General features: G+C 56.8%; 22 protein-coding genes, 2 tRNA genes and 1 pseudogene. 16 read left to right on the forward strand and 9 right to left on the reverse strand.

Going from position 1 to position 25,262, the window contains the following annotated elements:
* Window positions 1–111: 111 nt before the first annotated feature.
* The 4 genes from JL015_RS06425 to JL015_RS06440 form a co-directional block, all read right to left on the reverse strand.
* Window positions 112–858, reverse strand: coding sequence for a YebC/PmpR family DNA-binding transcriptional regulator (locus JL015_RS06425; protein ID WP_025259001.1), 747 nt, complete (start codon window positions 856–858; stop codon window positions 112–114).
* Window positions 859–991: 133 nt separating this feature from the next.
* Entirely contained in the window at window positions 992–2,767 is a 1,776-nt protein-coding gene (aspS, locus tag JL015_RS06430) for an aspartate--tRNA ligase (RefSeq protein WP_201017857.1), read from the reverse strand.
* A 266-nt stretch (window positions 2,768–3,033) separates the two neighbouring features.
* Entirely contained in the window at window positions 3,034–3,372 is a 339-nt protein-coding gene (locus tag JL015_RS06435) for a ribbon-helix-helix domain-containing protein (RefSeq protein WP_201003808.1), read from the reverse strand.
* Window positions 3,373–3,757: 385 nt separating this feature from the next.
* On the reverse strand, window positions 3,758–4,231 hold the full coding sequence (locus JL015_RS06440; protein ID WP_201003482.1) for a Dps family protein: 474 nt from the start codon (window positions 4,229–4,231) through the stop codon (window positions 3,758–3,760).
* A 448-nt stretch (window positions 4,232–4,679) separates the two neighbouring features.
* On the opposite strand from JL015_RS06440, the pseudogene JL015_RS28025 reads away from it, so the two are divergent.
* Together JL015_RS28025 and JL015_RS28030 are read left to right on the forward strand one after the other, a co-directional pair.
* Window positions 4,680–4,940: pseudogene (locus JL015_RS28025) on the forward strand (cold shock domain-containing protein membrane protein); the annotation flags it as partial.
* A 108-nt stretch (window positions 4,941–5,048) separates the two neighbouring features.
* Window positions 5,049–5,270 carry a cold shock domain-containing protein gene (locus JL015_RS28030; RefSeq protein ID WP_004667445.1) on the forward strand — a complete coding sequence of 74 codons (222 nt, stop codon included), beginning with the start codon at window positions 5,049–5,051 and terminating at the stop codon, window positions 5,268–5,270.
* 67 nt (window positions 5,271–5,337) lie between these two features.
* Here JL015_RS28030 and JL015_RS06450 read toward each other — a convergent pair whose 3' ends face one another.
* Both JL015_RS06450 and JL015_RS06455 read right to left on the reverse strand, forming a co-directional pair.
* Window positions 5,338–5,544, reverse strand: a complete 207-nt coding sequence (locus JL015_RS06450) for a SlyX family protein (protein ID WP_201003485.1) — start codon at window positions 5,542–5,544, stop codon at window positions 5,338–5,340.
* Between the two features lie 2 nt (window positions 5,545–5,546).
* Window positions 5,547–5,972 (reverse strand): HIT domain-containing protein, encoded by a 426-nt coding sequence (locus JL015_RS06455; RefSeq protein WP_201003487.1) that lies wholly within the window; start codon window positions 5,970–5,972, stop codon window positions 5,547–5,549.
* A 962-nt stretch (window positions 5,973–6,934) separates the two neighbouring features.
* Between JL015_RS06455 and JL015_RS06460 the strand changes: the two genes are divergently transcribed.
* The 3 genes from JL015_RS06460 (at window position 6,935) to JL015_RS06470 (ending at window position 11,199) form a co-directional block, all read left to right on the forward strand.
* A complete protein-coding gene (locus tag JL015_RS06460) occupies window positions 6,935–8,281 on the forward strand; it encodes an OprD family porin (RefSeq protein WP_201017859.1) in 1,347 nt (448 codons plus the stop codon).
* 172 nt (window positions 8,282–8,453) lie between these two features.
* A complete protein-coding gene (locus JL015_RS06465) occupies window positions 8,454–10,169 on the forward strand; it encodes a proline--tRNA ligase (RefSeq protein ID WP_201003491.1) in 1,716 nt (571 codons plus the stop codon).
* Between the two features lie 67 nt (window positions 10,170–10,236).
* Window positions 10,237–11,199 (forward strand): hypothetical protein, encoded by a 963-nt coding sequence (locus JL015_RS06470; protein WP_201003493.1) that lies wholly within the window; start codon window positions 10,237–10,239, stop codon window positions 11,197–11,199.
* Window positions 11,200–11,231: 32 nt separating this feature from the next.
* Here the strand turns inward: JL015_RS06470 and dinB are convergent, their stop codons facing one another.
* Window positions 11,232–12,290 (reverse strand): DNA polymerase IV, encoded by a 1,059-nt coding sequence (gene dinB / locus JL015_RS06475; RefSeq protein WP_201017860.1) that lies wholly within the window; start codon window positions 12,288–12,290, stop codon window positions 11,232–11,234.
* 248 nt (window positions 12,291–12,538) lie between these two features.
* Here dinB and JL015_RS06480 point away from each other — a divergent pair.
* The 4 genes from JL015_RS06480 to JL015_RS06495 all read left to right on the forward strand — a co-directional run bounded on the left by JL015_RS06480 (window position 12,539) and on the right by JL015_RS06495 (window position 17,268).
* Window positions 12,539–12,615: transfer RNA gene (locus tag JL015_RS06480), tRNA-Met, on the forward strand.
* Between the two features lie 176 nt (window positions 12,616–12,791).
* Window positions 12,792–12,868, forward strand: a tRNA-Met gene (locus JL015_RS06485).
* Between the two features lie 420 nt (window positions 12,869–13,288).
* Complete coding sequence (gene mprF, locus JL015_RS06490; RefSeq protein WP_201017861.1) at window positions 13,289–15,931, forward strand: bifunctional lysylphosphatidylglycerol flippase/synthetase MprF; 2,643 nt, start codon at window positions 13,289–13,291, stop codon at window positions 15,929–15,931.
* Entirely contained in the window at window positions 15,931–17,268 is a 1,338-nt protein-coding gene (locus JL015_RS06495; protein WP_201017862.1) for a virulence factor family protein, read from the forward strand. The genes mprF and JL015_RS06495 overlap by 1 nt, the downstream gene beginning before the upstream one ends.
* Before the next feature lie 72 nt (window positions 17,269–17,340).
* Here the strand turns inward: JL015_RS06495 and JL015_RS06500 are convergent, their stop codons facing one another.
* Window positions 17,341–19,236, reverse strand: a complete 1,896-nt coding sequence (locus JL015_RS06500; protein ID WP_201017863.1) for a potassium transporter Kup — start codon at window positions 19,234–19,236, stop codon at window positions 17,341–17,343.
* Window positions 19,237–19,575: 339 nt separating this feature from the next.
* Between JL015_RS06500 and JL015_RS06505 the strand changes: the two genes are divergently transcribed.
* The 7 genes from JL015_RS06505 (at window position 19,576) to tsaA (ending at window position 24,376) form a co-directional block, all read left to right on the forward strand.
* Complete coding sequence (locus JL015_RS06505; RefSeq protein ID WP_201017864.1) at window positions 19,576–19,890, forward strand: hypothetical protein; 315 nt, start codon at window positions 19,576–19,578, stop codon at window positions 19,888–19,890.
* Window positions 19,890–20,177, forward strand: a complete 288-nt coding sequence (locus JL015_RS06510; protein WP_201017865.1) for a helix-turn-helix domain-containing protein — start codon at window positions 19,890–19,892, stop codon at window positions 20,175–20,177. The genes JL015_RS06505 and JL015_RS06510 overlap by 1 nt, the downstream gene beginning before the upstream one ends.
* Before the next feature lie 166 nt (window positions 20,178–20,343).
* On the forward strand, window positions 20,344–21,690 hold the full coding sequence (rimO, locus tag JL015_RS06515; RefSeq protein ID WP_201003507.1) for a 30S ribosomal protein S12 methylthiotransferase RimO: 1,347 nt from the start codon (window positions 20,344–20,346) through the stop codon (window positions 21,688–21,690).
* A 103-nt stretch (window positions 21,691–21,793) separates the two neighbouring features.
* Window positions 21,794–22,237, forward strand: a complete 444-nt coding sequence (locus JL015_RS06520) for a GNAT family N-acetyltransferase (RefSeq protein ID WP_201017866.1) — start codon at window positions 21,794–21,796, stop codon at window positions 22,235–22,237.
* A 188-nt stretch (window positions 22,238–22,425) separates the two neighbouring features.
* Window positions 22,426–23,136 (forward strand): rRNA pseudouridine synthase, encoded by a 711-nt coding sequence (locus JL015_RS06525; protein ID WP_201017867.1) that lies wholly within the window; start codon window positions 22,426–22,428, stop codon window positions 23,134–23,136.
* Window positions 23,137–23,203: 67 nt separating this feature from the next.
* Window positions 23,204–23,665 carry a YehS family protein gene (locus JL015_RS06530; RefSeq protein ID WP_201017868.1) on the forward strand — a complete coding sequence of 154 codons (462 nt, stop codon included), beginning with the start codon at window positions 23,204–23,206 and terminating at the stop codon, window positions 23,663–23,665.
* A gap of 3 nt (window positions 23,666–23,668) precedes the next feature.
* The gene (gene tsaA / locus JL015_RS06535) at window positions 23,669–24,376 is read left to right on the forward strand and encodes a tRNA (N6-threonylcarbamoyladenosine(37)-N6)-methyltransferase TrmO (RefSeq protein ID WP_201017869.1); all 708 of its coding nucleotides are present in this window, start codon (window positions 23,669–23,671) and stop codon (window positions 24,374–24,376) included.
* A 47-nt stretch (window positions 24,377–24,423) separates the two neighbouring features.
* Here the strand turns inward: tsaA and fpr are convergent, their stop codons facing one another.
* Window positions 24,424–25,203: a ferredoxin-NADP reductase gene (gene fpr / locus JL015_RS06540; RefSeq protein WP_007923929.1), complete on the reverse strand. Its 780-nt coding sequence runs from the start codon at window positions 25,201–25,203 to the stop codon at window positions 24,424–24,426.
* Window positions 25,204–25,262: the final 59 nt, after the last annotated feature.

The following is a 25,262-nucleotide window of genomic DNA, read 5'->3' on the forward strand; positions in this document are numbered from 1 at the left end:
ACTAACGCAAAACAATGAATGCAGCATAAAGGCAGAAGCCGGAGGCCGATAGCGGCGTGATGATCACCGCTTCCTGCCCCCGGCCTCCAATGTACAACCGACAACCCTTGATCAGCCAAGCTGTTCCAGGACGTCATCGGGAATTTCCGCATTGGAATAGACGTTCTGCACGTCATCCAGGTCTTCAAGCATGTCGATCAGCTTGAGAACCTTTTCTGCGGTTTCCAGATCGAGCACCGCACTGGTCGTCGGCAACATGACGATTTCTGCGTCGGATGCCTTGAAACCAGCTGCTTCCAGCGCATTGCGAACCGCGTAGAAACCGGCGAACGACGTAAACACGTCGATGGAGCCATCTTCATTGCTCACGACGTCATCGGCATCAGCCTCCATCGCCGCTTCGATCAGTGCATCTTCATCGACACCGGCAGCAAACGAGATCTGCCCCTTGCGATCGAACAGATAAGCTACGGAACCGTCAGTACCCAGGTTGCCGCCACACTTGGTAAAGGCATGACGTACGGCAGCGGCGGTACGGTTACGGTTGTCGGTCATGGCCTCGACCATGATAGCGACACCGCCAGGACCATAGCCCTCGTAACCCAGTTCCTCGACATCATTGCCATCGTCCGCACCGACACCACGCGCAACAGCACGGTCGATGGTGTCACGGGTCATGTTGGCGCCAAGGGCCTTGTCCAGCGCCAGACGCAGACGCGGGTTGGAACCTGGATCACCGCCACCCTGACGGGCAGCGACAGTCAGTTCACGAATCCACTTGGTGAAGATCTTGCCTTTCTTGGCATCCTGACGCTCTTTGCGGTGCTTGATGTTCGCCCACTTAGAATGACCTGCCATTTCTCGCTCCAGATTCTTTTTGAAACACCTTCACCTTTCACCCGCACACACGGGCAAAAGGCTTTTCACTCGACAAGGCACAGCCTGGAAAACCTGCAATGCGGGACGCATCAAGAATGCGCCCCGCCCCGCATCACTCGGCCTTCTGCTGCTCGCGCAGACGAATGTGCAGCTCACGCAGAGCCTTGGCATCCACGACACCAGGAGCCTGGGTCATGACGTCGGCAGCGCTCTGGGTTTTCGGGAAGGCGATCACTTCACGGATCGACTGGGCACCTGTCATCAGCATCACCAGACGGTCCAGGCCGAAAGCCAGACCGCCATGAGGTGGTGCGCCGTACTTCAGAGCGTCGAGCAGGAAGCCGAACTTCTCTTGCTGCTCGTCTTCCTTGATGCCCAGCAGACGGAATACCGCTTGCTGCATTTCCTTGCGGTGGATACGGATCGAACCACCGCCCAGCTCGGTACCGTTGAGCACCATGTCGTAAGCGCGGGACAGCGCCTTGCCAGGGTTGGCTTCCAGCTCTTCAGGGGTACACTTTGGTGCCGTGAAGGGGTGGTGCAACGCGCTGAAGCTGCCGTCGTCGTTCTCTTCGAACATCGGGAAGTCGACGACCCACATCGGAGCCCACTCGCAGGTGTGCAGCTTGAAATCGTTACCAACCTTGATACGCAGCGCACCCAGGGCCTCGCTGACGATCTTGGCCTTGTCCGCGCCGAAGAACACGATATCGCCATCAACCGCGCCAACGCGATCGAGGATCACATTGAGGTTGGCTTCCGGGATGTTCTTGACGATTGGCGATTGCAGGCCATCAACGCCATTGGCGCGCTCGTTGACCTTGATGTACGCCAGGCCCTTGGCACCGTAGATGCTGACGAACTTTGTATAATCGTCGATCTGTTTACGAGGAATACTTGCACCGCCTGGAACGCGCAATGCGGCAATCCGGCACTTCGGATCGTTGGCAGGACCGCTGAAAACCTTGAACTCGACTTCCTTGAGCTGATCGGCAACATCGACCAGTTCAAGAGGGTTGCGCAGGTCCGGCTTGTCGGAGCCATAGCGACGCATGGCTTCTTCAAAGGTCATGTGCGGGAATTCACCGAATTCCAGATCCAGCACTTCCTTGAACAGTTGACGAACCATTTTCTCGGTCAGACCGATGATGTCTTCTTCATTGAGGAAGCTGGTCTCGATGTCGATCTGAGTGAACTCAGGCTGACGGTCGGCACGCAGGTCTTCGTCACGGAAGCATTTGGCGATCTGGTAGTAACGGTCGAAGCCGGCCACCATCAGCAACTGCTTGAACAGTTGAGGCGATTGCGGCAGGGCAAAGAAACTGCCCGGGTGTGTGCGGCTTGGCACCAGATAGTCGCGAGCGCCTTCAGGCGTGGCGCGAGTCAGGATAGGCGTCTCGACGTCCAGGAAGCCGTTGTCGTCGAGATAGCGACGGATGCTGGTGGTGATGCGCGAGCGCAGACGCAGCTTCTCGGCCATTTCCGGGCGACGCAGATCGATGAAGCGATAACGCAGGCGCGTCTCTTCACCGACATCGGAATATTCGTTCAGCGGGAACGGCGGAGTCTCCGATTCGTTCAGGACTTCCAGCTCGTAACCCAGCACTTCAATGGCACCGGAGGCCATATTGGCGTTGACGGCACCCGCCGGGCGGGCACGCACCTTGCCGACGACCTTGACGACATATTCGCTGCGCACACGGTCGGCAGCGGCAAAGGTATCGGCACGATCCGGATCGAACACCACCTGGGCCATGCCTTCACGGTCGCGGATATCGAGGAAGATAACGCCCCCGTGGTCACGACGACGGTGGACCCATCCGCAAAGGGTAATTTCCTGACCTTCCAGACTTTCGTTCAGTTGGCCGCAATAATGGCTGCGCATCATGATGGTGTGTTCACTTCTCGTAATTCGAAATTCGGTGGGGCATTCGCTCCTGGCCTGCGCTCGATAGTGCAATGCACCGGCACCCGGTTCAAGCCAGACCCTGCAACGCAGAGCCATGCCCGCCAGCAAGGCGAAGGATTATATAGAGTTAATCGAGGCCGTGCAGCCGAACGAACTCATCCTGTCTGGATAAGTTCGTATTCGTGCCGGGCAACAGGCTTGCGACACCGCTCGAAAGGCCCGCCAGAGGCGAACCCGAAGAAACATCAGGCCTGAGCCTCAAGACGATCGGCCTTCAAAAGGTGAGCGACGCAGACAACGCGGATCAGCCCGCTAAAGTTCTTTACACCGCCGTAACGCAAGTGAACCTCCCTGTCGATATAGGAGAGCACTGCATTCACGGAGCAATTATTGGATCGGGCAATCGCCGACAGTATGTTCCAGTAGACCTTTTCCAGACGCAGGCAGGTCGCCAACCCATTAAGCCGCACCGATTTGGAGTGCGGCTGTGCCAGATTCATATTGAAGTCTTCGACAAAAGGATCATTGCGTATAGACGAATGCCTGCTTAAATCTTTGACCTCACGTTCAACACCTCTAACCATGGCCGATCCACCTTCTAAAAAATCAATTCGAACACTAATAAGAAACATTTAAAAATAAATAAATGCGACTCCTATAAGGCCCGATTAAAGATCTTATATCCAGTAGAACCAACACCTTGACGTTGTAGGAGATGACTACAAGAGAACAAGGAAGAAAGAATTCAAGACAGCGCTATAACTTAAGTGCGACAACCAAATGCGTTTAATATTTATATTTTACATTTGCATAACAAGCGACGAGAACACACGGCGCAGGGTTGGCCAAAGGCCCGATACAGGCCGAATGCCCTGACAGAATGATCGCCGCAAGACGCGCGTCGCCATCTGCAAAAACGGCAACGCGCCCTGAGACGAGCAGCAGGCAGGCGCTGCTGCTCTTCAGCTGTTACCTGGACTCAAGCATCGAACGCAACATCCACGCAGTTTTCTCGTGAACCTGCATGCGCTGTGTCAGCAAGTCGGCAGTAGGCTCGTCACTGGCTGTCTCCAGCAGAGGAAAAAGGCTACGTGCTGTGCGGACAACAGCCTCTTGGCCCTGAACCAGACTTTTGATCATATCTTCAGCACTTGGCACACCTTCTTCTTCCTTGATCGAAGACAGGCGAGCATAAGTCGAATACGTGCCCGGCGCCGGGAACCCGAGAGCACGAATACGTTCAGCGATGGAGTCTACCGCCAGTGCCAACTCGTTATATTGCTCTTCAAACATCAGGTGCAGTGTGCGAAACATCGGCCCACTGACATTCCAGTGAAAGTTGTGAGTCTTGAGGTAAAGTACATAAGTATCTGCAAGCAGATGCGAAAGACCGTCTACGATCGATTTGCGATCCTCTTCACTGATACCGATATCGATTGCCATGTTTCATGCCCTTTTAGATGAGGATTGGAAAGCAGTAACAGCGCTACTTTATCAAGAGACGCCAACGGGCGCAGCCTTCTATTGGTGCACTCGCTCAAATAGGCACATCCATACAGGAAAGTAGCACCTGAATCGTCAAGCCTGTCTGACTCCCTGACGGCAAAACGAGTTCCATGAATTCGCCAGAACCCGGCCAGAGGCTCTATCTCAAGGCTATCGAAGAGGACGCTTTATTGGCGCCAACAAAGCAGCAAGGCCGCACAGGTACTTGATTTGAGTAGACTTCGGCTTTGCTGTTAAATACACAACGTGTCGCTACCGATCCTGCCATCCGGCAGTAGCGCATAGGCTGGACCATCGCTCGTGCATCACGCCTCCACTTTTTCAGAAGCGTACCGGGCGCTACCAGCTATTTCCTTGTGATCCTTCTTAATGTGAGCTTTTTAAAATGTTGAAAATCGTCCACCTGGTAACGGGAGCAGCAGCCTTGCTGCTTTCCTTCATACCCAGCCTGCGCAGTGAAATGCTGCAACCCGATGCGCTTTATCTGGCTTTCTTCGGGCTTCTCAACCTGGTGCTTGCTCCAGTGATTCCCTATTGGAACCGGGGACCACGTCACAACCTGCAAAATCTGGTCAGTGCACTGCTTGTTCTTGCCGTCATCATACAAATCCTTACCCTGCTCGTTCCGCTCGATAAAATCGCTGGTCAACCGGCAATCATCATCAGCCTGATTGTCGCCATAGTTGCCGTTGCACTTCATCTGGGAGTCAGCTTCTACAGATCCTCGCCTTCACCGGCACCTCAAAGCCACGACCTGGGCAATCGCGATACAGGCACCGTGAAGTGGTTCAATACCTCCAAGGGCTTCGGTTTCATCTCGCGCGATTCCGGCGACGATATCTTCGTACACTTTCGTGCCATCCGCGGTGAAGGTCACCGCGTACTCGTCGAAGGTCAGCGCGTAGAGTTCTCCGTAATGAACCGCGACAAAGGCCTGCAAGCCGAAGACGTCATCGCCGCATTGCCGCGCCGCTGATTTCTGCCGCCCCATAAAAAACCGCGCCTTCCTCAGGGAAAGCGCGGTTTTTTTATTGCTGCAAACATCAGTAATGAGGCGGCGGAGCGTCCTCTACGAACGTATCGAACTGGCTGCCCATTTCTTCCTGACGCTTGAGCATCGCGGTCATTTGCAACTGCAATCGATCCAGCTCACGTCGCTGTATCACCAGCACATCATTCAACGCCTGAAGCGTATCCTCCTGAAAAGTCAGGCGGCTTTCCAACTCCATGACTCGCTCATCAAGGTTCATGATCACTCACCCTCAAATCGGAAATCTTGCGTCAATACCGGCCTCAATCGCTCGAGAACGGCTGCGAACTGTTCGTCTGTATAAGGAAGGGCCGGATGCTTGCCCCACACAGGCGCGGGCCAGGCTGCATCATCACGCTTGCGAACGATGACATGCATGTGAAGCTGACTGACGACATTACCCAGCGCCGCAACATTGAGTTTATCAGCGTCGAATGCACTCTTCAGGATTTGAGACAGAGCGGTGGTTTCCTGCCACAACTGCAATTGATCCTGCGCCTCAAGCTGAAAGACTTCGCTGATATCAGCGCGACGCGGCACCAGGATGAACCATGGGTAGCGCGAGTCATTGGACAATAAAAGCCTGCACAACGGGAAATCACCGACAGGCAAAGAGTCCTGCTTGAGACGCGAATCCAGAACGAACACGATAAAACCCCCGATTTGCCAGGTTGAATGTCTAACCTGCCCCGCAAGAGTGCGGCGCCTCGTATAGCCCGGCAGGATACGCAGGATCGGACAGCGCTTCACCCTTCTGAGCACATTTCATCACGATCCGCCGATACGCCCCCGGCAAACCGGCGCACCACCCTGCCCCACCTCCAATGAAAACCGCACCAGTTTGATACCGGAAGCCACCCGTCAGCCGGCGAGGCACTTGCAGGTGAAGGCAGAAGAAAACCGGCAAAAACCGGCACATGAACATAAAAATGAAACAACGTCGTGCCAACCCTATTGGCAGGCAAAGGCCGGGATCCATGTTATGGCAGCCTTTTGGAGCGGCGCACCAAAACGAAACACTTTGGTATACCAAAAAGAGCGCTGATCTGCGATTTACTCAAATCCCGGTGCAGTCAGTAACATTTCCTGACTTCCCGACACCTCAACCGGTCATTGATCGGTCCGCAAAGCCCGTTTTTCACAGAAAAAATAAATCAATCAAAATCATATGCTTACGACAAAAACCCCAAGTAAAAACTGAAATCTCACATTTTTTTTCAAATATTTTGAACTTTGTGCACGCTTGTTGCTTCAACACTCACACGACCTGAATGACTCTGGCGGAAAACAGGGACATCAGGACCAAGGGAATAGCAGTTCACAGCTTTGAGCACCTATCCTGAAAGGCGATCTGTAGTTGGATCATTTCAACGCGGATACAAGGGCCTGAAGATAGCAAAGCTGGATACATGATAAGGAAATGATGCATTTGCGACCTGCGTGAAACTTTTAGCGACAACGCCGTAAAGATTCTGGAAAGACAGGGCAGCAACTATCGTAACTACCGTCAGCGTGAGATAGATTTTCGCCGACAAAAAAAGAAAGAGCCGCCCAGATAAAAAAACAGGTGGGACGGCCTGAATCTTCTTAAAACCAAAGGAGCAATCACGATGAGAGTGATGAAGTGGAGCGCAATCGCACTGGCAATTACTGCAGCCAGCGCCCAAATGGCAACAGCAGCACCGTTCGTCAGTGACCAGTCTGAAGCCAAGGGCTTTGTAGAGGGCAGCACTCTTGACCTGAAGTTGCGCAACTACTATTACGACCGTGACAAGAAAAACACCACTGGCCCTAGCCGTCGCGACGACAAAGACTGGACTCAAGGTCTGTGGGTCAACTATAGCTCCGGCTACACCCAAGGCACCGTTGGCGTCGGCGTAGAAGCATTCGGCTACTTCGGCCTGAAACTGGACGGCCAGAAAAAATACTCCGGTTCCGGCAACCTGGTAACCAGCTCCGACGGCACCAACGAAGACAGTTTTGGTAAAGGCGGCGGCGCAGTCAAATTCCGCGTCTCGAAAACCGAACTGAAAGTCGGCGACATGCAACCTGCCAACCCGGTATTTGCCGTCGGCGGCTCCCGCCTCCTGCCTCAGACTGCCAGCGGTATCAGCCTGCAAAGCAGCGAGATCGCTGGGCTTGACTTGGAAGCGGGCCATTTCTACTCTGGCACCAGCCAGGATGACACCAACCGTAGCGGCAAGATTTTTGCGAGCTACGCCAATAACTTTGATGGTGAAGAAGCCAATAGCGCAGATTTCATTGGTGGCAAATATGCAATCACCGAGAACCTTGGCGTAGCGTTCTACGCTTCAAGACTTGAAGACATCTGGAATCAGTACTACGGCAACGTGAATTACGCCCTGCCTCTGGGTGGCGATCAGTCTCTGGCATTCGACGCCAATATCTATCGCACTCTCGACGAAGGCAGCGCCAAGGCTGGCTCGATCAATAACACTGCAGCCTCCGGCTCTGTCGCTTACTCCTTCGCAGCGGCTCACACAGTCACTCTGGCCTTCCAGAAGATCGACGGTAATACTCCGTTCGACTACATCGGTATCGGTGACAACAACCGCGCTGCTGACTCGATCTTCCTGAACAACTCCGTTCAGTACTCCGACTTCAACGCCCCTAACGAGAAGTCCTGGCAGGCTCGCTACGACCTGAACATGGCTCCTTACGGCGTACCGGGTCTGAGCTTCATGACTCGCTACCTGCGCGGCTATGACATCGATGGCACCAAGACCCCTACTAACAGCGCATATGCTGGTATGTATGGCGAAGACGGCAAACACCACGAAACCAACCTTGAAGCCAAATACGTCGTACAAGCCGGCCCGGCCAAGGACTTGTCCTTCCGTATCCGTCAAGCATGGCACCGTGGCAACGATGCTCAGGCAGACGGCGACGTCAACGAGTTCCGCCTGATCGTCGACTACCCGATTTCGGTCCTGTAATCACAGGCCGGTCTCTGCTACTTGAAAAAGCCCGGCTCGATTGCCGGGTTTTTTCATATCGCCACAAAAGTACTACCCTGAGACTCACCGCCAGCCGCGCGCTGTACGCGACCGGCACACCACCGTACAATGCCGGGTCATTTCCAGTCCCAGCAACAGACAACGGCCAACCATGCGCACCAGTCAATTTTTGCTCGCCACACAGAAAGAAACCCCTTCAGATGCAGTCGTGGTCAGCCATCAGCTGATGCTGCGTGCTGGCATGATCCGCAAGCTGGCTTCCGGCCTCTACACCTGGCTGCCCATGGGCCTGCGCGTATTGCGCAAGGTAGAAGCCATCGTTCGTGAAGAAATGGACGCTGCCGGCGCACTCGAAATACTGATGCCGGGTATCCAGCCCGCAGAACTGTGGCAGGAATCCGGTCGCTGGGAGCAATACGGCCCCGAGCTGATGCGCCTGGTAGATCGCCACAACCGTGATTTCTGCCTGGGCCCGACCCACGAAGAGGTCATTACCGATCTGGCACGCAACGAGCTCAACAGCTACAAGCAGTTGCCGATCAACATGTACCAGATCCAGACCAAGTTCCGCGACGAGATCCGCCCACGCTTCGGCTTGATGCGCGGTCGCGAATTCGTCATGAAGGACGCCTATTCGTTCCACGCCGATCATGCTTCGTTGCAGGAAACCTACGACCGCATGCATCTGGCCTACAGCAACGTATTCACCCGTCTGGGCCTGAAGTTCCGCCCTGTCGAGGCCGATAACGGCTCCATCGGCGGCGCGGGCTCCCACGAGTTCCACGTGCTGGCAGACTCCGGTGAAGACGACATCGTCTTCAGCAATGGCTCCGATTACGCAGCCAACATCGAGAAGGCCGAAGCAATACCACGCGAGAAGTCCCGCGGTGCTGCAACTGAAGAGCTGCGACTGGTCGACACCCCGGATGCAAAGACCATCGCGCAACTGGTCGAAGGCTTCAACCTGCCAATCGAAAAGACCGTCAAGACACTGGTCGTCCACGCTGCCGAAGAAGGCAAGCTGGTCGCGCTGATCATTCGTGGCGACCACGAACTCAACGAGATCAAGGCCGCCAACCTGGAACAGGTCGCCAGCCCGCTGGTGATGGCATCCGAAGCCGAACTGCGTGACGCCATCGGCGCAGGCGCAGGCTCCCTGGGCCCACTGAATCTGCCACTGCCCTGCATCATCGACCGCTCTGTCGAGCTGATGAGCGACTTTGCCGTTGGCGCCAACATCGACGACAAGCACTACTTTGGCGTCAACTGGGAACGCGACCTGCCTGTACCTGCCGTTGCCGACCTGCGCAACGTTGTCGCCGGCGACCCGAGCCCGGACGGCAAAGGCACGCTTGAAATCAAGCGCGGCATTGAAGTCGGCCATATCTTCCAGCTGGGCACCAAGTACAGCGAAGCGATGAAGTGCCAGGTACTGGGCGAAAACGGCAAGCCAGTCAACCTGACCATGGGTTGCTACGGTATCGGCGTTTCCCGCGTTGTCGCAGCTGCCATCGAGCAGAACAGCGATGAAAACGGGATCATCTGGAACGACACCCTGACGCCTTTCCATATTGCACTGGTTCCATTGCGCTATGAGACGGAAGCCGTTCGTGAAGCGACAGACAAGCTGTATGCCGAGCTGACCGCCGCGGGCTTTGAAGTACTGCTCGATGACCGCGACAAGAAAACCAGCCCAGGCATCAAGTTCGCCGACATGGAGCTGATCGGTATTCCGCATCGCATCGTGGTCAGTGATCGTGGTCTGGCCGAAGGCAATCTGGAATACAAGAGCCGAATCGAGTCGCAACCACAAGCCATTGCGGTCGCCGACGTGCTGTCGTTCATCCAGGGCCGTGTGAAGCGCTGAGTCACAGGTGCGCCCGTTCATGCGGGCGCGCCACTCATCACATGCCCAATCCGCATCAAGAGATCCCATGTTCAGACGAAGCACCCTAAGCCTCGGCAGCGCCGTTCTATGCGGTACTTTCCTCGTCAGCGGTTGTGCCAATCAGTTGTCACAACGCAGCGAGCACGAAGAACGCATAGAGCGCAAACTGCTGGAACACACTCTGCAGATCGATATCGGCGAGCCCAAGACGCTTGAGCTGCCACAGCGCCGGGTGCGGATTCACGAGCATAAGTCCTTTGAAGTCACTGACTTTGAAGTGACCCGCCATTACGACCGCTACACCCCCTATCAACCCTGGCGGGAAATCTACGAAATTCCGCTGGGAGCCGTTGCCGTGGTGGCCGGCATCGGCGCCAACGTGGTCAATGTCTTCGCTCTCGGCACACTGCCCGACAGCGTGACCAAAGACTGGATCAATTACGGCGTTGCCGGCCTCAATCCTTTCATGAACGCACCGTCCCATGGCCGGGCGCAGCAGAACCTGGCCAGCATCGATGAAGTCCAGAAGGACAAGAGAATCGAGAACTCCACCCTGCCCTGGAACGAACGCCCGGTCATGGTGAAGGCAGGCAACGAAACCCACGAACTGAATACGGATCGCAACGGGGTTCTGCGTCTCAACCTGCTCGACAGCCCGTTTGCCGAACAGGATCTGAGCCGCGTCACTCGCCTGTACCTCAATATCGAGGATGATCAGGACAACGCGCATGCCAATGCCAGCCTGCCTATCAGCCAGTCACTGCGGGGCAAGCTGCTGGAAGCTCATGAGCTGATCTACGACGATCTGGAAGACGATGAAGTCAAACAGTGGGTCCATCGGGTCAAGCGTCTTTCGGAACTGGGCCTTGAAGAAGAAGCCAGCGAGCTGGAGCAGAGCCTGATCGAGCTGACACGCAACGATCCTCAACTGCAAAACGAGTTTCTCAAGTCCCTGGCCAAGGATGCTGGCCGCCTTGTGGCACCTGCCACAGACCCGGATAGCGAATGACGAACAGGCTCCTTGCAAGGAGCCTGCAACTATCAGGTAAACAACTCCAGTTGCTCATGAGCGCCGCGCAAGTCATGCAGGCGCACACCGATCCCCAGCAATCGAACCGGCTTGGCGCCACGCGCAAAAGCCTGGGTCAGCAATTGCTCATAACTGCCAAGATCCCGCCCTGCTCCCGACTGCTCCAGCGTGGTCTGGGTAAAGTCATGAAACTTCACTTTGACGAACGGCTTGCCGGGACGATATTGACCGGCCATTCGCTCCATACGAACAGTCAGGGTTTCCAGCAGGGCCGGTAGCTTTTCAATACAACTGGCCAGATCGGGCAAATCCGTGTCGTAGGTATTTTCGACACTCACAGACTGGCGCCTGCTGTCATTCTGCACCGGACGATCATCGATCCCGAACGCCAGATTCCAGAGCCGCTCGCCAAAACTGCCGAACTCACGTACCAGCGCCAGCTTGCTCCAGCGACGCAAGTCCATACAACTGATGATGCCCAGCCTCCCCAGCTTGTCAGCGGTGACCTTGCCGACACCGTGCAGCTTGCTGACCGGCAGCGAGGCGACAAAATCCTCGACCTGATCGGGCGTTATCACAAACAGCCCGTTGGGTTTCTTCCAGTCACTGGCGATCTTGGCCAGAAACTTGTTGGGCGCCACGCCAGCCGAAACCGTGATGTGCAACTGGTTCGAGACCCTGCGCCGGATATCCTGAGCGATACGAGTCGCACTACCGGAGAAATGGCTGGCATCGGACACATCCAGAAAAGCCTCGTCCAGCGATAGCGGTTCGATAAGGTCGGTGTAATCGCGAAAAATGCCCTGGATTTCCCGAGAAGCTTCTTTATAGGCATCCATGCGCGGCTTGACGATGTTCAGGTCCGGGCACAGCGTCAAAGCGTGACGCGAGGACATCGCCGAACGCACCCCATAAGCACGGGCTTCATAGTTGCAGGTCGCAATCACCCCTCTCTTGTCCGGCGACCCACCGACAGCCAGCGGCTTGCTGGCAAGGCTCGGGTCGTCTCGCATTTCGATGGCTGCATAAAAGCAGTCACAGTCGATATGGATGATTTTGCGCTGAGTCATGAAAGGCGATTTTGCAATCAATGGCCGTGCAGTATCGCATTGGTGTCAGGAAGTGACACTCATGATGCCAAATCAATGCATCGGAAAAGCGGCCCCACACTGGCACACAGAGCTTTCAGCCCGTCAGACAAGCCTCCATATCCGATGTACCGCAAGCCTTGCATCGCTAACCATTTGAAGAAAAAAGCATTTTTTGAAACTAATGATTGACAGCCATGCGTTCCCCTGTAGAATGCCGCCCTATCAGACGCGGGATGGAGCAGCCTGGTAGCTCGTCGGGCTCATAACCCGAAGGTCGTCGGTTCAAATCCGGCTCCCGCAACCATATGCAGTACCGTAAAAGGCCCGCCCACAAAGCGGGCCTTTTGCATTGCGGCATCAGTGTGTTTTGCAGTTAGCAAGCTAACGCCCGTTAACTGGCAGCAAACAGGATTAATTTTCGGGTTTTCTGCATTAAAGGTTGACACATCTGGATTCGGCTGTAGAATGCCGCCACACAGACGCGGGATGGAGCAGCCTGGTAGCTCGTCGGGCTCATAACCCGAAGGTCGTCGGTTCAAATCCGGCTCCCGCAACCAAACATCAAAAGAGGCTAATCGAAAGATTGGCCTTTTTTGTGCCTGATGAAAAAGCATGCGACCAACGATGCTAACTGTCTGACAAAAAAAGACTATTTCTCCCGCCCCCTGAAACCCTATCATCACGTACGTAACGTAATATTTCCGTGTCCGACAGTTTTTCTATGTGCTGCCGATAGAATCATTACGAGACGCTGTAGGAAAAATCGGCTACGGCACGCTTCAATGCGGCATGACACAACGTAGTCATTTTTGTTACATACGCCTAAGCTGAATCAAAGCTGAACGGCACCCGCTCAAGCCATTCGCAGTTCGCCCATGAGACGTTGACGCGATAACATCTCGAAATATTTTTTGCGTAGGGATTGGTAACTTGGCTGCATACCTCCATCCTGTCGCGCACGATCCAAGGAGTGATTGATGCGCGACAACCCGTCAGATACCAACGAAGCAGTTGCTGCAAATAGTTCGATAAAAACTGTCCGCTTCCGCTGGCTGGAACTGCTCAGCAAGTACCGACAACCCATAGGGTTGGCAGTCATGCTGATACTGTTCGGCATGGCCTTGATCGCCTGTCGCCACATGCTGATCGAGATGGACTTCTTTGCTCTGCGCGACTCGCTGTTCGCAGTGCCCCTGCCCTCTTTGGGCGGCGCTCTGCTGGCTGCTGTAATCGGCTTCGTCATTCTGATGGGCTACGAGCTGTCCGCCAGCCGCTATGCAAACGTCAACCTGCCGACCCGCACCTTGTTACTCGGCGGCTTTACCTCATTTGCAATTGGCAATGCCGTAGGCCTGTCAATGCTCTCGGGCGGCTCGGTACGTTACCGGCTGTATTCTCGCCATGGCATCGGAGCGATGGAAATCGCCCGCATGACCCTGTTCGCCAGCCTGTCGCTGGGCTGCGCCTTGCCTCCCCTGGCGGCAGTAGCGACCCTGAGCAACTTGTCCGGCGCTTCCCTGGCACTGAAACTTCCAACCGATGTACTGGCAGTTATCGCTACCGCAGTCCTGGTCGGTAGCGTCTTGCTGGCGATTGCGGTCTATCGCCGTCGCCTGCCGGAACAGACCATCCCGCACAATATTCTGGTCAGAGCCGGCCGACGCACCTTGCGTCTTCCAGACCTGCGCCTGACGCTGATCCAACTGGTCATTACCGCTCTGGACGTGGTCGCCGCAGCAATGGTGCTTTACCTGCTGCTGCCGTCAGCACCGCCACTGGGCGCTTTCATACTCATTTACCTGCTGGCCCTGGCCGCAGGCGTACTGAGCCATGTACCGGGCGGCGTAGGGGTTTTCGAGGCGATTCTACTGGCAGCTTTCGCCAACGAACTGGGCGCCGCGCCATTGGCAGCGGCCTTGCTGCTGTATCGCCTGATTTATGTGGTGCTGCCTCTGCTGCTGGCCTGCCTGACACTACTGTTTACCGAAGCCCAGCGCCTGCTGCCCACCCGCCAGGCCATGCGCGTAGCTTCCGGGCTGGCCGCACCGATCCTGGCGCTGCTGGTGTTCCTGTCCGGTGTGGTCTTGCTGTTCTCAGGTGCCACACCGGAAATCGACACCCGCCTGGAAAACGTCGGCTTCATGATTCCACATCGCCTGATCAATGCCTCGCACTTTGGCGCCAGCCTGGTAGGCGTGCTTTGCCTGTTATTGGCCCAAGGCCTGCGGCGGCGATTGTCGGCGGCGTGGATGCTGACGGTCATTCTGCTGCTTGTGGGCGCAGTCCTGTCGATGCTCAAGGGCTTCGACTGGGAGGAAGCAAGCCTGCTGCTGCTGACGGCAGGCCTTCTGGCCACCTTCCGCCGTTCGTTCTATCGCCCAAGCCGTCTGCTTGAGCTGCCCTTCTCGCCGCTTTACCTGATTGCCAGCGCCTGCGTTGTAGGGGCATCGATCTGGTTGCTGCTGTTTGCCTATCAAGACGTACCTTATAGTCACCAGCTCTGGTGGCAATTCACCCTCGACGCCGATGCGCCACGGGGCCTGCGCTCCGCACTGGGCAGCGCGGTGTTGCTGGTTGTGGTCTCCCTGACCTGGCTGCTGCGCACGGCACGTCCGGTCATCAAGTTACCGAACGCCGCAGAGCTGGACAAAGCCGCTGCAATCCTCAAGGCCTCCAGCCAGCCCGACGGCGGGCTGGTCCTGACCGGCGACAAGGCGATTCTGTTCCACCCGAACGACAACGCCTTCCTGATGTATTCCCATCGCGGACGCAGCCTTGTTGCGCTGTATGACCCGATCGGTCCGACCCAGCAACGCGCCGAACTGATCTGGCAATTCCGTGACCTGTGCGACGTCCACCACGCCCGCCCAGTGTTCTATCAGGTACGTGCAGAAAACCTGCCGTACTACATGGACATCGGCCTGACGGCGATCAAGCTGGGCGAGGAAGCTCGGGTAGACCTGCGGCGTTTCGATATCGACGCCAAGGGCAAGGAGATGAAGGACCTGCGCTACACCTGGAACCGGGGTGGTCGCGATGGCCTGTCGCTGGAGATCCACGAAGCAGGCCAGGCGCCGCTGGCTGAACTCAAAGCCATTTCCGATGCCTGGCTGACCGGCAAGAATGTCCGCGAAAAAGGCTTCTCTCTTGGCCGTTTCAGCCCTGAGTACCTGAAGTATTTCCGCATTGCCATCATCCACTTCGAGGGTAAGCCGGTGGCTTTTGCCAATCTGCTGGAAACCAACAGCCTCGAACTCGCCAGCCTGGACCTGATGCGCTCGCACCCGGATGCACCGAAGCTGACCATGGAATTCATGATGGTCGGCCTGATCCTGCATTACAAACAGCAAGGCTATGCACGCTTCAGCCTGGGCATGGTGCCGTTGTCAGGCCTGCAGCCACGACGCGGTGCGCCTTTGACACAGCGTCTGGGGTCAATGGTGTTCCGCCGCGGCGAACAGCTTTACAACTTCCAGGGCCTGCGCCGCTTCAAGGACAAGTTCCAACCGGACTGGGAACCTCGCTATATGGCCGTGCCTGCCGGACTCGATCCGCTCGTGGCACTGGCTGACACCGCCGCCCTGATTGCGGGCGGCCTGACTGGATTGGTGAAACGCTGATGATTCGACGCTTTTCGCGCTATTTGCTCGCTGCCCTGGGTGTTGTGCTTCTGGTAGCACTCGGACTCTGGTTATGGAATCGCCCCGCTCCACCTGCCAGCCTTGAACGCCTGAGCCTTGACGATGGCACGCCACTGATCAGCGTGACACCGGCGACCAAGGTCAAGACCCGGATAGCCCTTGCCGTTACCGCCGAAGAGCTGTTGAGCGACAAACAACTTCTGGCTATCAGCAAGGACGCCTCGGCGCGTATCGTCCAGGTGGTCCTGCCAAAGGATGACTGCGTTCTGCAACAGAAGACCTTTCAGGCCGCTCTGCAAAAACTCGATGGTGCGCCTCTGGTCGTAGGCGGCATTGGCCCGGGCGCCACCCTGGCATGGCGCTGGCTGGCCGAACAGAAGGATGACAAGGCACAGGCCATTTCGGTCGGTTTTGCCCTGGAGCATGTTTCCAACCCTCCTCCGGTGGTGGAGCAGGATGAAACCCCGCCACAGATCTGCGATGTTCCACTGCCGCAAAAGGCGCCACACGGTCACTGGCTGGCCGCCTGGAACGACGCCCCGGACGATCCGAGCGCCGCTTTCGTACGCGATCAGACGAACGCCGAAACCAGCATCAGCGATTACGACATCTCCCTGCCTCAAGTGCTCAACACCGAGCTTCGCCACCTGCTGCTCGGTGAAAACGACGCAGGCGGCCTGGGCATCCCGACGGTTGAAGTGCCTGTGGCCGCCAACCAGAGCGCCGACACCGTGACCCTGTTCATGTCCGGCGACGGCGGCTGGCGCGATCTGGACAAGGTCGTGGCGGGCGATATGGCGAAGATGGGTTATCCGGTGGTCGGCATTGATGTGCTGCGCTACTACTGGGAACACAAGACCCCGGAACAGACCGCCATCGACCTCACCGACCTGATGAATCACTACCGTCAGAAATGGGGTACCAAGCGCTTCATTCTGGCCGGTTACTCCTTTGGAGCCGATGTCATGCCTGCGGTCTATAACCGCTTGGCACCGGAAGATCAGAACCGCATCGACGGGATCATTCTGCTGGCCTTCGCACGCTCCGGCAGCTTCGAGATTCACGTAGACGGCTGGCTCGGCAATGCAGGCAAGGAAGCGACTACAGGCCAGGAAATGGCCAAGCTGCCAGCTTCCAAAGTGCTGTGCGTCTATGGCCTGGAAGAGAAGAAAACCAGCGGCTGTACCGATACCACCGCGGTCGGTGAAGTGATCGAACTACCGGGCGGCCATCACTTCGATGAAAACTACCCGGCACTGGCCAAGCGCCTGATCAATGCGATCAACAAGTGGCAGGGCAAGCCTGCCGCTCAATAAGCACTGATCTGTAGAAATGAAAAATCCCGGCACCGCGAGGTGACCGGGATTTTTTGTACGCCAGGAGAAACGCTACATCTCGACCTGGGTTCCCAGTTCGATCACCCGGTTATAGGGCAGCTTGAAGAAGCGCAGGTTGCCGTTGGCGTTCTTGAGCATGAAAGCGAACAGCGCTTCACGCCAGCGCGCCATGCCCACCATCTTGGAAGGAATGACTGTTTCACGACTGAGGAAGTAAGTGGTGCGCATCGGGCTGAAATCCAGATCATCCAGATGACACAGCGTCAGCGCAGCCGGGACATCCGGCTCGTCGATGAAACCGAAGTGCAGGATCACCCTGTAGAAACCTTCTCCGTAACACTCGACCTCGAAACGCTCATGGGATGGCACACGCGGCCGGTCCTCATAAACCACTGTCAGCAATACCACCTGCTCATGCAGCACCTGGTTGTGCAACATGTTATGCAGCAGCGCATGAGGCACAGCGTCGCTGCGTGCGGTCAGGAACACGGCGGTGCCCTGAACCCGGTGAGGCGGCTGCACGCGAATGCTGCCAATGAAGATCGGCAATGGCAGGCCACCTTCATCGATACGGTCGGCCAGCAACTGTTTGCCACGCTTCCAGGTCGTCATCAGGATGAACAGCGCCGCGCCCGCCAGCACCGGGAAAGCACCGCCCTGCACGACCTTCGGCACGTTGGCGGCAAAGAACAGACCATCCACCAGCAGCAGCCCCAGCAGCAAGGGGACCGCCAGCACCGCCGGCCACTTCCATAGCAGAAGCATTACCGACGACACCAGAATCGTGGTGCAGAGCATGGTGCCAGTCACGGCAACGCCATAAGCCGAAGCCAGCGCGCCGGAAGACTCGAAGCCGATCACCAGCATGACAACGCCCACCATCAACGCCCAGTTCACGGCACCGATGTAGATCTGGCCTTGCGCATCACTGGAGGTGTGCTGGATATACATGCGCGGTATGTAGCCCAGTTGAATCGCCTGCAAGGTCATGGAGAACGCACCGGAGATGACCGCCTGGGAAGCAATGACTGTCGCCAGTGTCGACAGGCCGATCAGCGGCAACAGCGCCCAGCCCGGCGCCAGCAGGTAGAACGGGTTACGCACTGCTTCGGGGTTTTCCAGCACCAATGCGCCCTGCCCGAAGTAGTTAAGGAGCAGCGCTGGCAACACCAGAATGAACCAGGCCCTTGAGATAGGCTTGCGCCCGAAGTGCCCCATGTCGGCGTACAGCGCTTCGGCACCGGTCAGCGCCAGCACGACCGCACCGAGAATCGCGACACCGATTCCGGGATGCAGGATGAAGAAACGGATCGCCCACATCGGGTTCACCGCATTCAGCACCTCAGGCGAATGCATGATGCCATAGACACCCAGCGCGCCCAGCACCACGAACCAGGTGACCATTACCGGACCGAACAGCACACCGATACGGGCCGTACCGTGCTTCTGGATCAGGAACAGGCCAACCAGCACAATCAGCGCCATCGGCACGATCCAGTGCTCAAGCCCGTCAAAGGCAAGCTCCAGCCCTTCCATCGCTGAAAGCACCGAAACAGCGGGGGTAATCATGCTGTCGCCATAAAACAGAGCGGCACCAAACAGCCCGAAAACCACCATCAGCATCTGCAACCTGGGGTATTTGGTCGTCGCACGCCTGGCCAGTGCCGTCAGGGCCATGATCCCGCCCTCGCCCTGGTTGTCGGCGCGCAGGATAAAGGCCATGTACTTGAACGACACCACCCAGATCAGCGACCAGAAAATCAGCGACAGGATGCCAAGTATCGCGTCATGGGTGACTTCAACCCCATACCCTCCGTGAAACACTTCCTTGAGCGTATACAGCGGGCTCGTACCGATATCCCCATACACCACGCCCACGGCCGCGATCAGCAAACCCAGAGGTTTTGCAGTGCTTCCAGTCTCAGCATGACTGCTTGCTTGACTCATCCAATACTCCTGAAACCAGACTTGAGGTTCAAAGCACTTTGAACTTCACACCACGTAACAATTCAGATCGCACCAATTATTGACATGCGTTGGCGCAACGCCGCGAAGCATAGCGCAGCACTCGTCGTAATTCTCTGTTTAACACTGGTCATCGCACTCACTCACCGCCAGGGCTGCGCTTTTTTGACCAGACACACAGCACGCGCCCAACTGGCACTTGCTCCTATTGAGCAGCACCTTTTGCCTATCGCCACAACACCTGAGGCCCCTGATCAGGTTGCTCATATTTGAGCGACGGCCTAGAATCCAGCTACGCCAATGACGTACCCAAGGGATTGCATGATCTTCATCGAAACGCCGATATTTACCTCGGACCTGAAAGAGCATTTGAACGATGAAGAATACAGAGCACTTCAGCAGCATCTAGCTCAGCAACCGGATACCGGTGCCCTTATCGAGGACACTGGAGGTTTGAGAAAAATCCGCTGGGGCGCGCATGGCAAAGGTAAGAGCGGTGGAGTACGAGTGATCTACTATCACCTGATCTCCGCAAGCCAGATACGACTGATATTGATCTATCGGAAAGGGATCATGGATACCTTGACCGATAAACAGAAGGCTCAGCTTCGAGCACTCAACAAAGGGTGGAAATGATGGAAAAGGATCTCTTCAATCGTCTTGTGGAAAGCATGACTCAAATGGATGAGATTGATCGTGGTGAGCGTCAGCCATCGCGTGAATTCCACATTGATGCGCTTCAGGTCAAAAAGATCCGTCAGGCAACGGGGCTCTCTCAGGCCTCCTTCGCCAAGCGCATTGATGTTGCAGTTGGAACTCTACGCAACTGGGAACAGGGTCGCCGTGAGCCTGAAGGTCCGGCTCGTGCGCTACTGCGTGCGATACACAACGATCCTGAACACGTGCTTGCCGCATTGAGCTGATATTTTCAGCGTGCAACGGCGCGCAGCACTCGTCGTAATTCTCTGTTTAACACTGGTCATCGCACTCACTCATCGCTAGAATTGCGCACTTTTTGATCAGAGGCGCACCAAGCGCCCAACCGGTGCCCGCGTATTGAGCCAGGCACCCTTCACGCCGAGGTTTGCCATGTCCACCGTCACCACGCCGTCCGCCCCCAAGGTAGGCTTCGTTTCCCTGGGTTGCCCGAAAGCCCTGGTCGATTCCGAGCGCATCCTGACCCAACTGCGCATGGAAGGTTACGAAGTCGTTCCGACCTATCAGGATGCGGACGTCGTTGTCGTCAACACCTGCGGTTTCATCGATACCGCCAAGGCTGAATCGCTGGAAGTGATTGGCGAAGCCATTGCCGAAAACGGCAAGGTGATCGTGACCGGCTGCATGGGCGTTGACGAAAACGTTATCCGTAACGTACACCCGAGCGTGCTGTCGGTCACCGGGCCGCAGCAGTACGAGCAAGTGGTCAATGCGGTACACGAAGTCGTGCCACCGAAGCTGGACCACAACCCGCTGATCGATCTGGTACCGCCACAAGGCATCAAGCTGACGCCACGTCACTATGCCTATCTGAAGATTTCCGAAGGCTGCAACCACAGTTGCAGCTTCTGCATCATCCCGTCGATGCGCGGCAAGCTGGTCAGCCGTCCGGTAGGCGATGTGCTCGATGAAGCCCAGCGTCTGGTCAAATCCGGCGTGAAAGAGCTGCTGGTGATTTCCCAGGACACCAGCGCCTACGGTGTCGACATCAAGTACCGCACCGGCTTCTGGAACGGTCAGCCGGTCAAGACCCGCATGACCGAACTGTGTCAGGCTCTCAGTTCGCTGGGCGTCTGGGTTCGCCTGCACTATGTCTATCCGTACCCGCACGTCGATGAGCTGATCCCGCTGATGGCCGCAGGGAAAATCCTGCCGTACCTGGATATTCCGTTCCAGCACGCCAGCCCCAAGGTGCTCAAGAACATGAAGCGCCCGGCCTTTGAAGACAAGACTCTGGCGCGTATCAAGAACTGGCGCGAACAGTGCCCGGACCTGATCATCCGCTCCACCTTCATCGTCGGCTTCCCGGGCGAAACAGAAGAAGACTTCCAGTATCTGCTGGACTGGCTGACCGAAGCCCAGCTCGACCGCGTCGGCTGCTTCCAGTACTCGCCAGTCGAAGGCGCGCCAGCCAACCTGCTGGATGCCGAGATCGTGCCGGACGACGTCAAGCAGGATCGCTGGGATCGCTTCATGGCCCATCAACAGGCCATCAGCGCCGCCCGTCTGCAGATGAAGATCGGCAAGGAAATCGAAGTTCTGATCGATGAAGTCGACGAACGCGGTGCCGTGGGTCGTTGCTTCTTCGACGCACCGGAAATCGACGGCAACGTCTATATCGGCCTCGAAGACGACAGCCCGGTCAAACCCGGCGACAAGATCATGTGCCGCGTGACCGATGCGGACGAATACGATCTGTGGGCAGAAATCATCGACTGAGGTCGAAGTTAAAGCCAGATCAGCCCCGCCCTTGAAAACGGCGGGGCTTTTTTATCTGCCTGGGTTGTCTACTCATGCACATCACGCAAAAGAGCCCATCGAAATGGACCTGTACACGCCAGACCAAAACGATTTTCAAGAACTGGCCAATCTCTGGGAACGCTCGGTACGTGCGACCCACGACTTCCTGCCGGATACTTACATCGCCACGCTCAAGGACCTGCTGTTCACGCATTATCTGGGTTCGGTCACCCTGTTCTGCACCCGCGATGAGCAACTGAACATCACCGGCTTCGCTGGCGTCAGCCGATACAAGCTGGAAATGCTGTTCATCGCACCCGAACAGCGTGGCCAGGGCCAGGGCAAGCAGCTACTCGAACACGCCATCGCGCATTTCCACATCAGCGAACTGGACGTCAACGAACAAAACCCGCAGGCCCTGGGGTTTTATCTCAAGCATGGTTTCGAGATCATCCACCGCAGCGAACTCGACGGGCTGGGGCATCCTTATCCGATCCTGAGAATGCGACTGCCATCTCGCGAATGAATTCGCGCCCTGATGCTGATCAGTCAAGGTCATGAATTACTTTGTGGGAGGCAGCTTGCTGGCGACTTCACCTTGACTGATCGGCATTGCCCCTGCACCCGATGGTGTGAACCCGTTAATTATTCGCACCGATTATCAGGCGTGCGCAGGTACAATGGCGCCTTTCCCATCAGTAACGGCTTCTTTTCATGACAGACCCCATTCGCCTTTCCAAACGCCTTATCGAACTGGTCGGCTGCTCCCGTCGGGAGGCTGAACTGTATATCGAGGGCGGCTGGGTGACCGTGGATGGCGAGGTGGTCGAAGAGCCGCAATTCAAGGTAGGGAACCAGAAGGTCGAACTCAGCCCCGACGCCAGGGCCGAAACCCCTGAGGCAGTCACGATCATTCTGCACAAGCCCGCCTCGGCCAGTGTCGAAAGCGCCCTGCAACTGATTACTCCCGGCACCCTTTCCCAGGAACACAGCTTCGGCAAGCGCCCGCTCAAGGGCCACTTCCTGCGACTTGAAGCGATCTCGACCTTGCAAGCCAATGCCAGCGGCCTGATGGTGTTCAGCCAGGACTGGAAAATCCTGCGCAAGCTCACCGACGACCGCAGCAAGATAGAGCAGGAATATATCGTGGAAATCTCTGGCGAGATGGTTGCCCATGGCCTGAATCGCCTGAACCACGGCCTGACCTACAAAGGCAAGGAACTGCCCGCCGTCAAAGCCAGCTGGCAGAATGAGAACCGCCTGCGCTTTGCCATGAAAAACCCGCAACCCGGCATCATCGCCCAATTGTGCGAAGCCGTCGGCCTGAAGATCGTTTCGATCCGGCGCATCCGCATCGGTGGCGTCTCCATGGGCAAGTTGCCTGAAGGCCAGTGGCGCTACATGACCGCCAAGGAAAAATTCTAACCCTCCTTTTTGCAGCGCACGACACGACTCGTGCGCCGTTACAACGACTTACCAGGACTCACGCCTCATGATGAACAACGATGTACTGCGCAGCGTGCGCTATATGCTGGATATCAGTGACAGCAAGATTGTCGAAGTCACCCGGCTCACCGGCTTCGAGATCACTAAAAACGATGTGATCGCCTTTACCAAAAAGGAAGAGGAAGAAGGCTACCTCGATTGCAGCGATGAAATCATGGCGCACTTCCTCGATGGCCTGGTGATCTTCAAGCGCGGCAAGGACGACAGCCGTCCACCGCAACCCATTGAATTACCGATCACCAACAACATCGTCCTCAAGAAGCTGCGCGTCGCCTTCGAACTCAAGGAAGACGACATGCACGCCATCCTCAAATCCGTGAACTTCCCGGTATCCAAACCGGAACTCAGCGCCCTGTTTCGCAAGGTTGGCCACAACAACTACCGCGAATGCGGCGACCAGTTGCTGCGTAACTTCCTCAAGGGCCTGACCTTGCGCGTGCGCGGCTGATTCGTGACTTACAACGTCTCCCCTGTCGGGTTCGTGCGTTCCTGCTTCAAGGAAAAATTCGCGATCCCGCGCCAGCCACAACTGGCACCCGCCGCCCGTGGCTGCCTGGAGCTGGTTGCCCCTTTTGATCAGGGCGATGCGGTACAGGGGCTGGAACAGGTCAGTCATGTCTGGTTGCTGTTCCTGTTCCATCAGGCACTGGAAGACAAGCCACGGCTCAAGGTGCGTCCGCCACGCCTGGGCGGCAACCAATCCATGGGCGTGTTCGCCACACGTGCGACGCATCGCCCCAATGGTATCGGGCAATCGGTGGTCAGGCTGGACAAGGTCGAGGCTGGCAAGCTCTGGATCTCCGGCATCGATCTGCTGGACGGCACGCCGGTGCTGGATATCAAGCCCTACGTGCCTTACGCCGACGCCCTCGCGGATGCAACCAACCTCATCGCAAGCGCAGCACCGGAACTGATCCCCGTCCACTGGCAGGACAGCGCATTGGCGCAAGCCCGCCAACACGGGCAGCGTCTGGGCGAGCCTCTGGTCGAACTGATCGAACAATGCCTGGCCCAGGACCCGCGCCCGGCCTATCAGGTGCCTGCGCCGGAACGTCGCTATGGCGCGCAGTTCTGGGATATGGATGTGCGCTGGCACTATCCGCAGCCGGGGCTGATCCGGGTGCTTGAGGTTGTTCCGGCAACAAATCCCGCTCAATAAAAAACCGCCTCGCTCATGAAGAGGGAGGCGGCTTTCATCAAACCGGCTTACTTCTCGACGAATGCACGCTCGATCAGGTAATCGCCTGGCTCACGCATACGCGGAGACACCGTCAGGCCGAAGCTGTTGAGCACTTCGCTGGTTTCATCGAGCATGCTCGGGCTGCCGCACAGCATGGCGCGGTCGTCCTGAGGATTGATCGGCGGCAGACCGATGTCGCTGAACAGCTTGCCGCTGCGCATCAGGTCGGTCAGGCGGCCTTCGTTCTCGAAAGGCTCACGAGTAACGGTTGGGTAGTAGATCAGTTTTTCGCGCAGCGCTTCACCGAAGAACTCGTTCTGCGGCAGGTGCTCGGTGATGAATTCGCGGTAGGCGACTTCGTTCACGTAACGTACGCCGTGGCACAGGATGACCTTCTCGAAACGCTCGTAGGTTTCAGGGTCCTGAATGACGCTCATGAACGGCGCCAGGCCAGTGCCGGTGCTCAGCAGGTACAGATGCTTGCCAGGCTTGAGGTCGTCCAGCACCAGAGTACCCGTAGGCTTCTTGCTGATGATGATCTCGTCGCCTTCCTTCAGGTGCTGCAACTGCGAGGTCAGCGGGCCATCAGGCACCTTGATGCTGAAGAATTCCAGATGCTCTTCCCAGTTAGGGCTGGCAATCGAATACGCACGCATGAGCGGGCGACCGTTAGGCTGCTGCAGACCGATCATCACGAATTGACCGTTCTCGAAACGCAGACCCGGGTCGCGGGTGCACTTGAAACTGAAGAGAGTGTCGTTCCAGTGATGGACGCTGAGGACACGCTCGTGGTTCATGTTGCTCATGTACGTAGGAACTCCTGAAAAATTCGTCTGCGCTGGGCATAAGCGCTATTGCGCGACAT

This window comes from Pseudomonas cichorii (assembly GCF_015471405.1).
Lineage (GTDB): Bacteria > Pseudomonadota > Gammaproteobacteria > Pseudomonadales > Pseudomonadaceae > Aquipseudomonas > Aquipseudomonas serbiensis.

Excerpts from the sequence above, each read along its gene's own strand:
- JL015_RS06520 (WP_201017866.1), top strand. The coding sequence starts at position 21,794 with ATGGACCTGTACACGCCAGACCAAAACGATTTTCAAGAACTGGCCAAT.
- JL015_RS06525 (WP_201017867.1), top strand. The coding sequence starts at position 22,426 with ATGACAGACCCCATTCGCCTTTCCAAACGCCTTATCGAACTGGTCGGC.
- JL015_RS06425 (WP_025259001.1), bottom strand. The coding sequence starts at position 858 with ATGGCAGGTCATTCTAAGTGGGCGAACATCAAGCACCGCAAAGAGCGT.
- JL015_RS06470 (WP_201003493.1), top strand. The coding sequence starts at position 10,237 with ATGTTCAGACGAAGCACCCTAAGCCTCGGCAGCGCCGTTCTATGCGGT.
- JL015_RS06450 (WP_201003485.1), bottom strand. The coding sequence starts at position 5,544 with ATGAACCTTGATGAGCGAGTCATGGAGTTGGAAAGCCGCCTGACTTTT.
- JL015_RS06440 (WP_201003482.1), bottom strand. The coding sequence starts at position 4,231 with ATGGCAATCGATATCGGTATCAGTGAAGAGGATCGCAAATCGATCGTA.
- JL015_RS06465 (WP_201003491.1), top strand. The coding sequence starts at position 8,454 with ATGCGCACCAGTCAATTTTTGCTCGCCACACAGAAAGAAACCCCTTCA.
- JL015_RS06435 (WP_201003808.1), bottom strand. The coding sequence starts at position 3,372 with ATGGTTAGAGGTGTTGAACGTGAGGTCAAAGATTTAAGCAGGCATTCG.
- JL015_RS06460 (WP_201017859.1), top strand. The coding sequence starts at position 6,935 with ATGAGAGTGATGAAGTGGAGCGCAATCGCACTGGCAATTACTGCAGCC.
- fpr (WP_007923929.1), bottom strand. The coding sequence starts at position 25,203 with ATGAGCAACATGAACCACGAGCGTGTCCTCAGCGTCCATCACTGGAAC.
- JL015_RS06500 (WP_201017863.1), bottom strand. The coding sequence starts at position 19,236 with ATGAGTCAAGCAAGCAGTCATGCTGAGACTGGAAGCACTGCAAAACCT.
- dinB (WP_201017860.1), bottom strand. The coding sequence starts at position 12,290 with ATGACTCAGCGCAAAATCATCCATATCGACTGTGACTGCTTTTATGCA.
- JL015_RS06495 (WP_201017862.1), top strand. The coding sequence starts at position 15,931 with ATGATTCGACGCTTTTCGCGCTATTTGCTCGCTGCCCTGGGTGTTGTG.
- JL015_RS06510 (WP_201017865.1), top strand. The coding sequence starts at position 19,890 with ATGGAAAAGGATCTCTTCAATCGTCTTGTGGAAAGCATGACTCAAATG.
- aspS (WP_201017857.1), bottom strand. The coding sequence starts at position 2,767 with ATGATGCGCAGCCATTATTGCGGCCAACTGAACGAAAGTCTGGAAGGT.
- rimO (WP_201003507.1), top strand. The coding sequence starts at position 20,344 with ATGTCCACCGTCACCACGCCGTCCGCCCCCAAGGTAGGCTTCGTTTCC.
- mprF (WP_201017861.1), top strand. The coding sequence starts at position 13,289 with ATGCGCGACAACCCGTCAGATACCAACGAAGCAGTTGCTGCAAATAGT.
- JL015_RS06505 (WP_201017864.1), top strand. The coding sequence starts at position 19,576 with ATGATCTTCATCGAAACGCCGATATTTACCTCGGACCTGAAAGAGCAT.
- JL015_RS06530 (WP_201017868.1), top strand. The coding sequence starts at position 23,204 with ATGATGAACAACGATGTACTGCGCAGCGTGCGCTATATGCTGGATATC.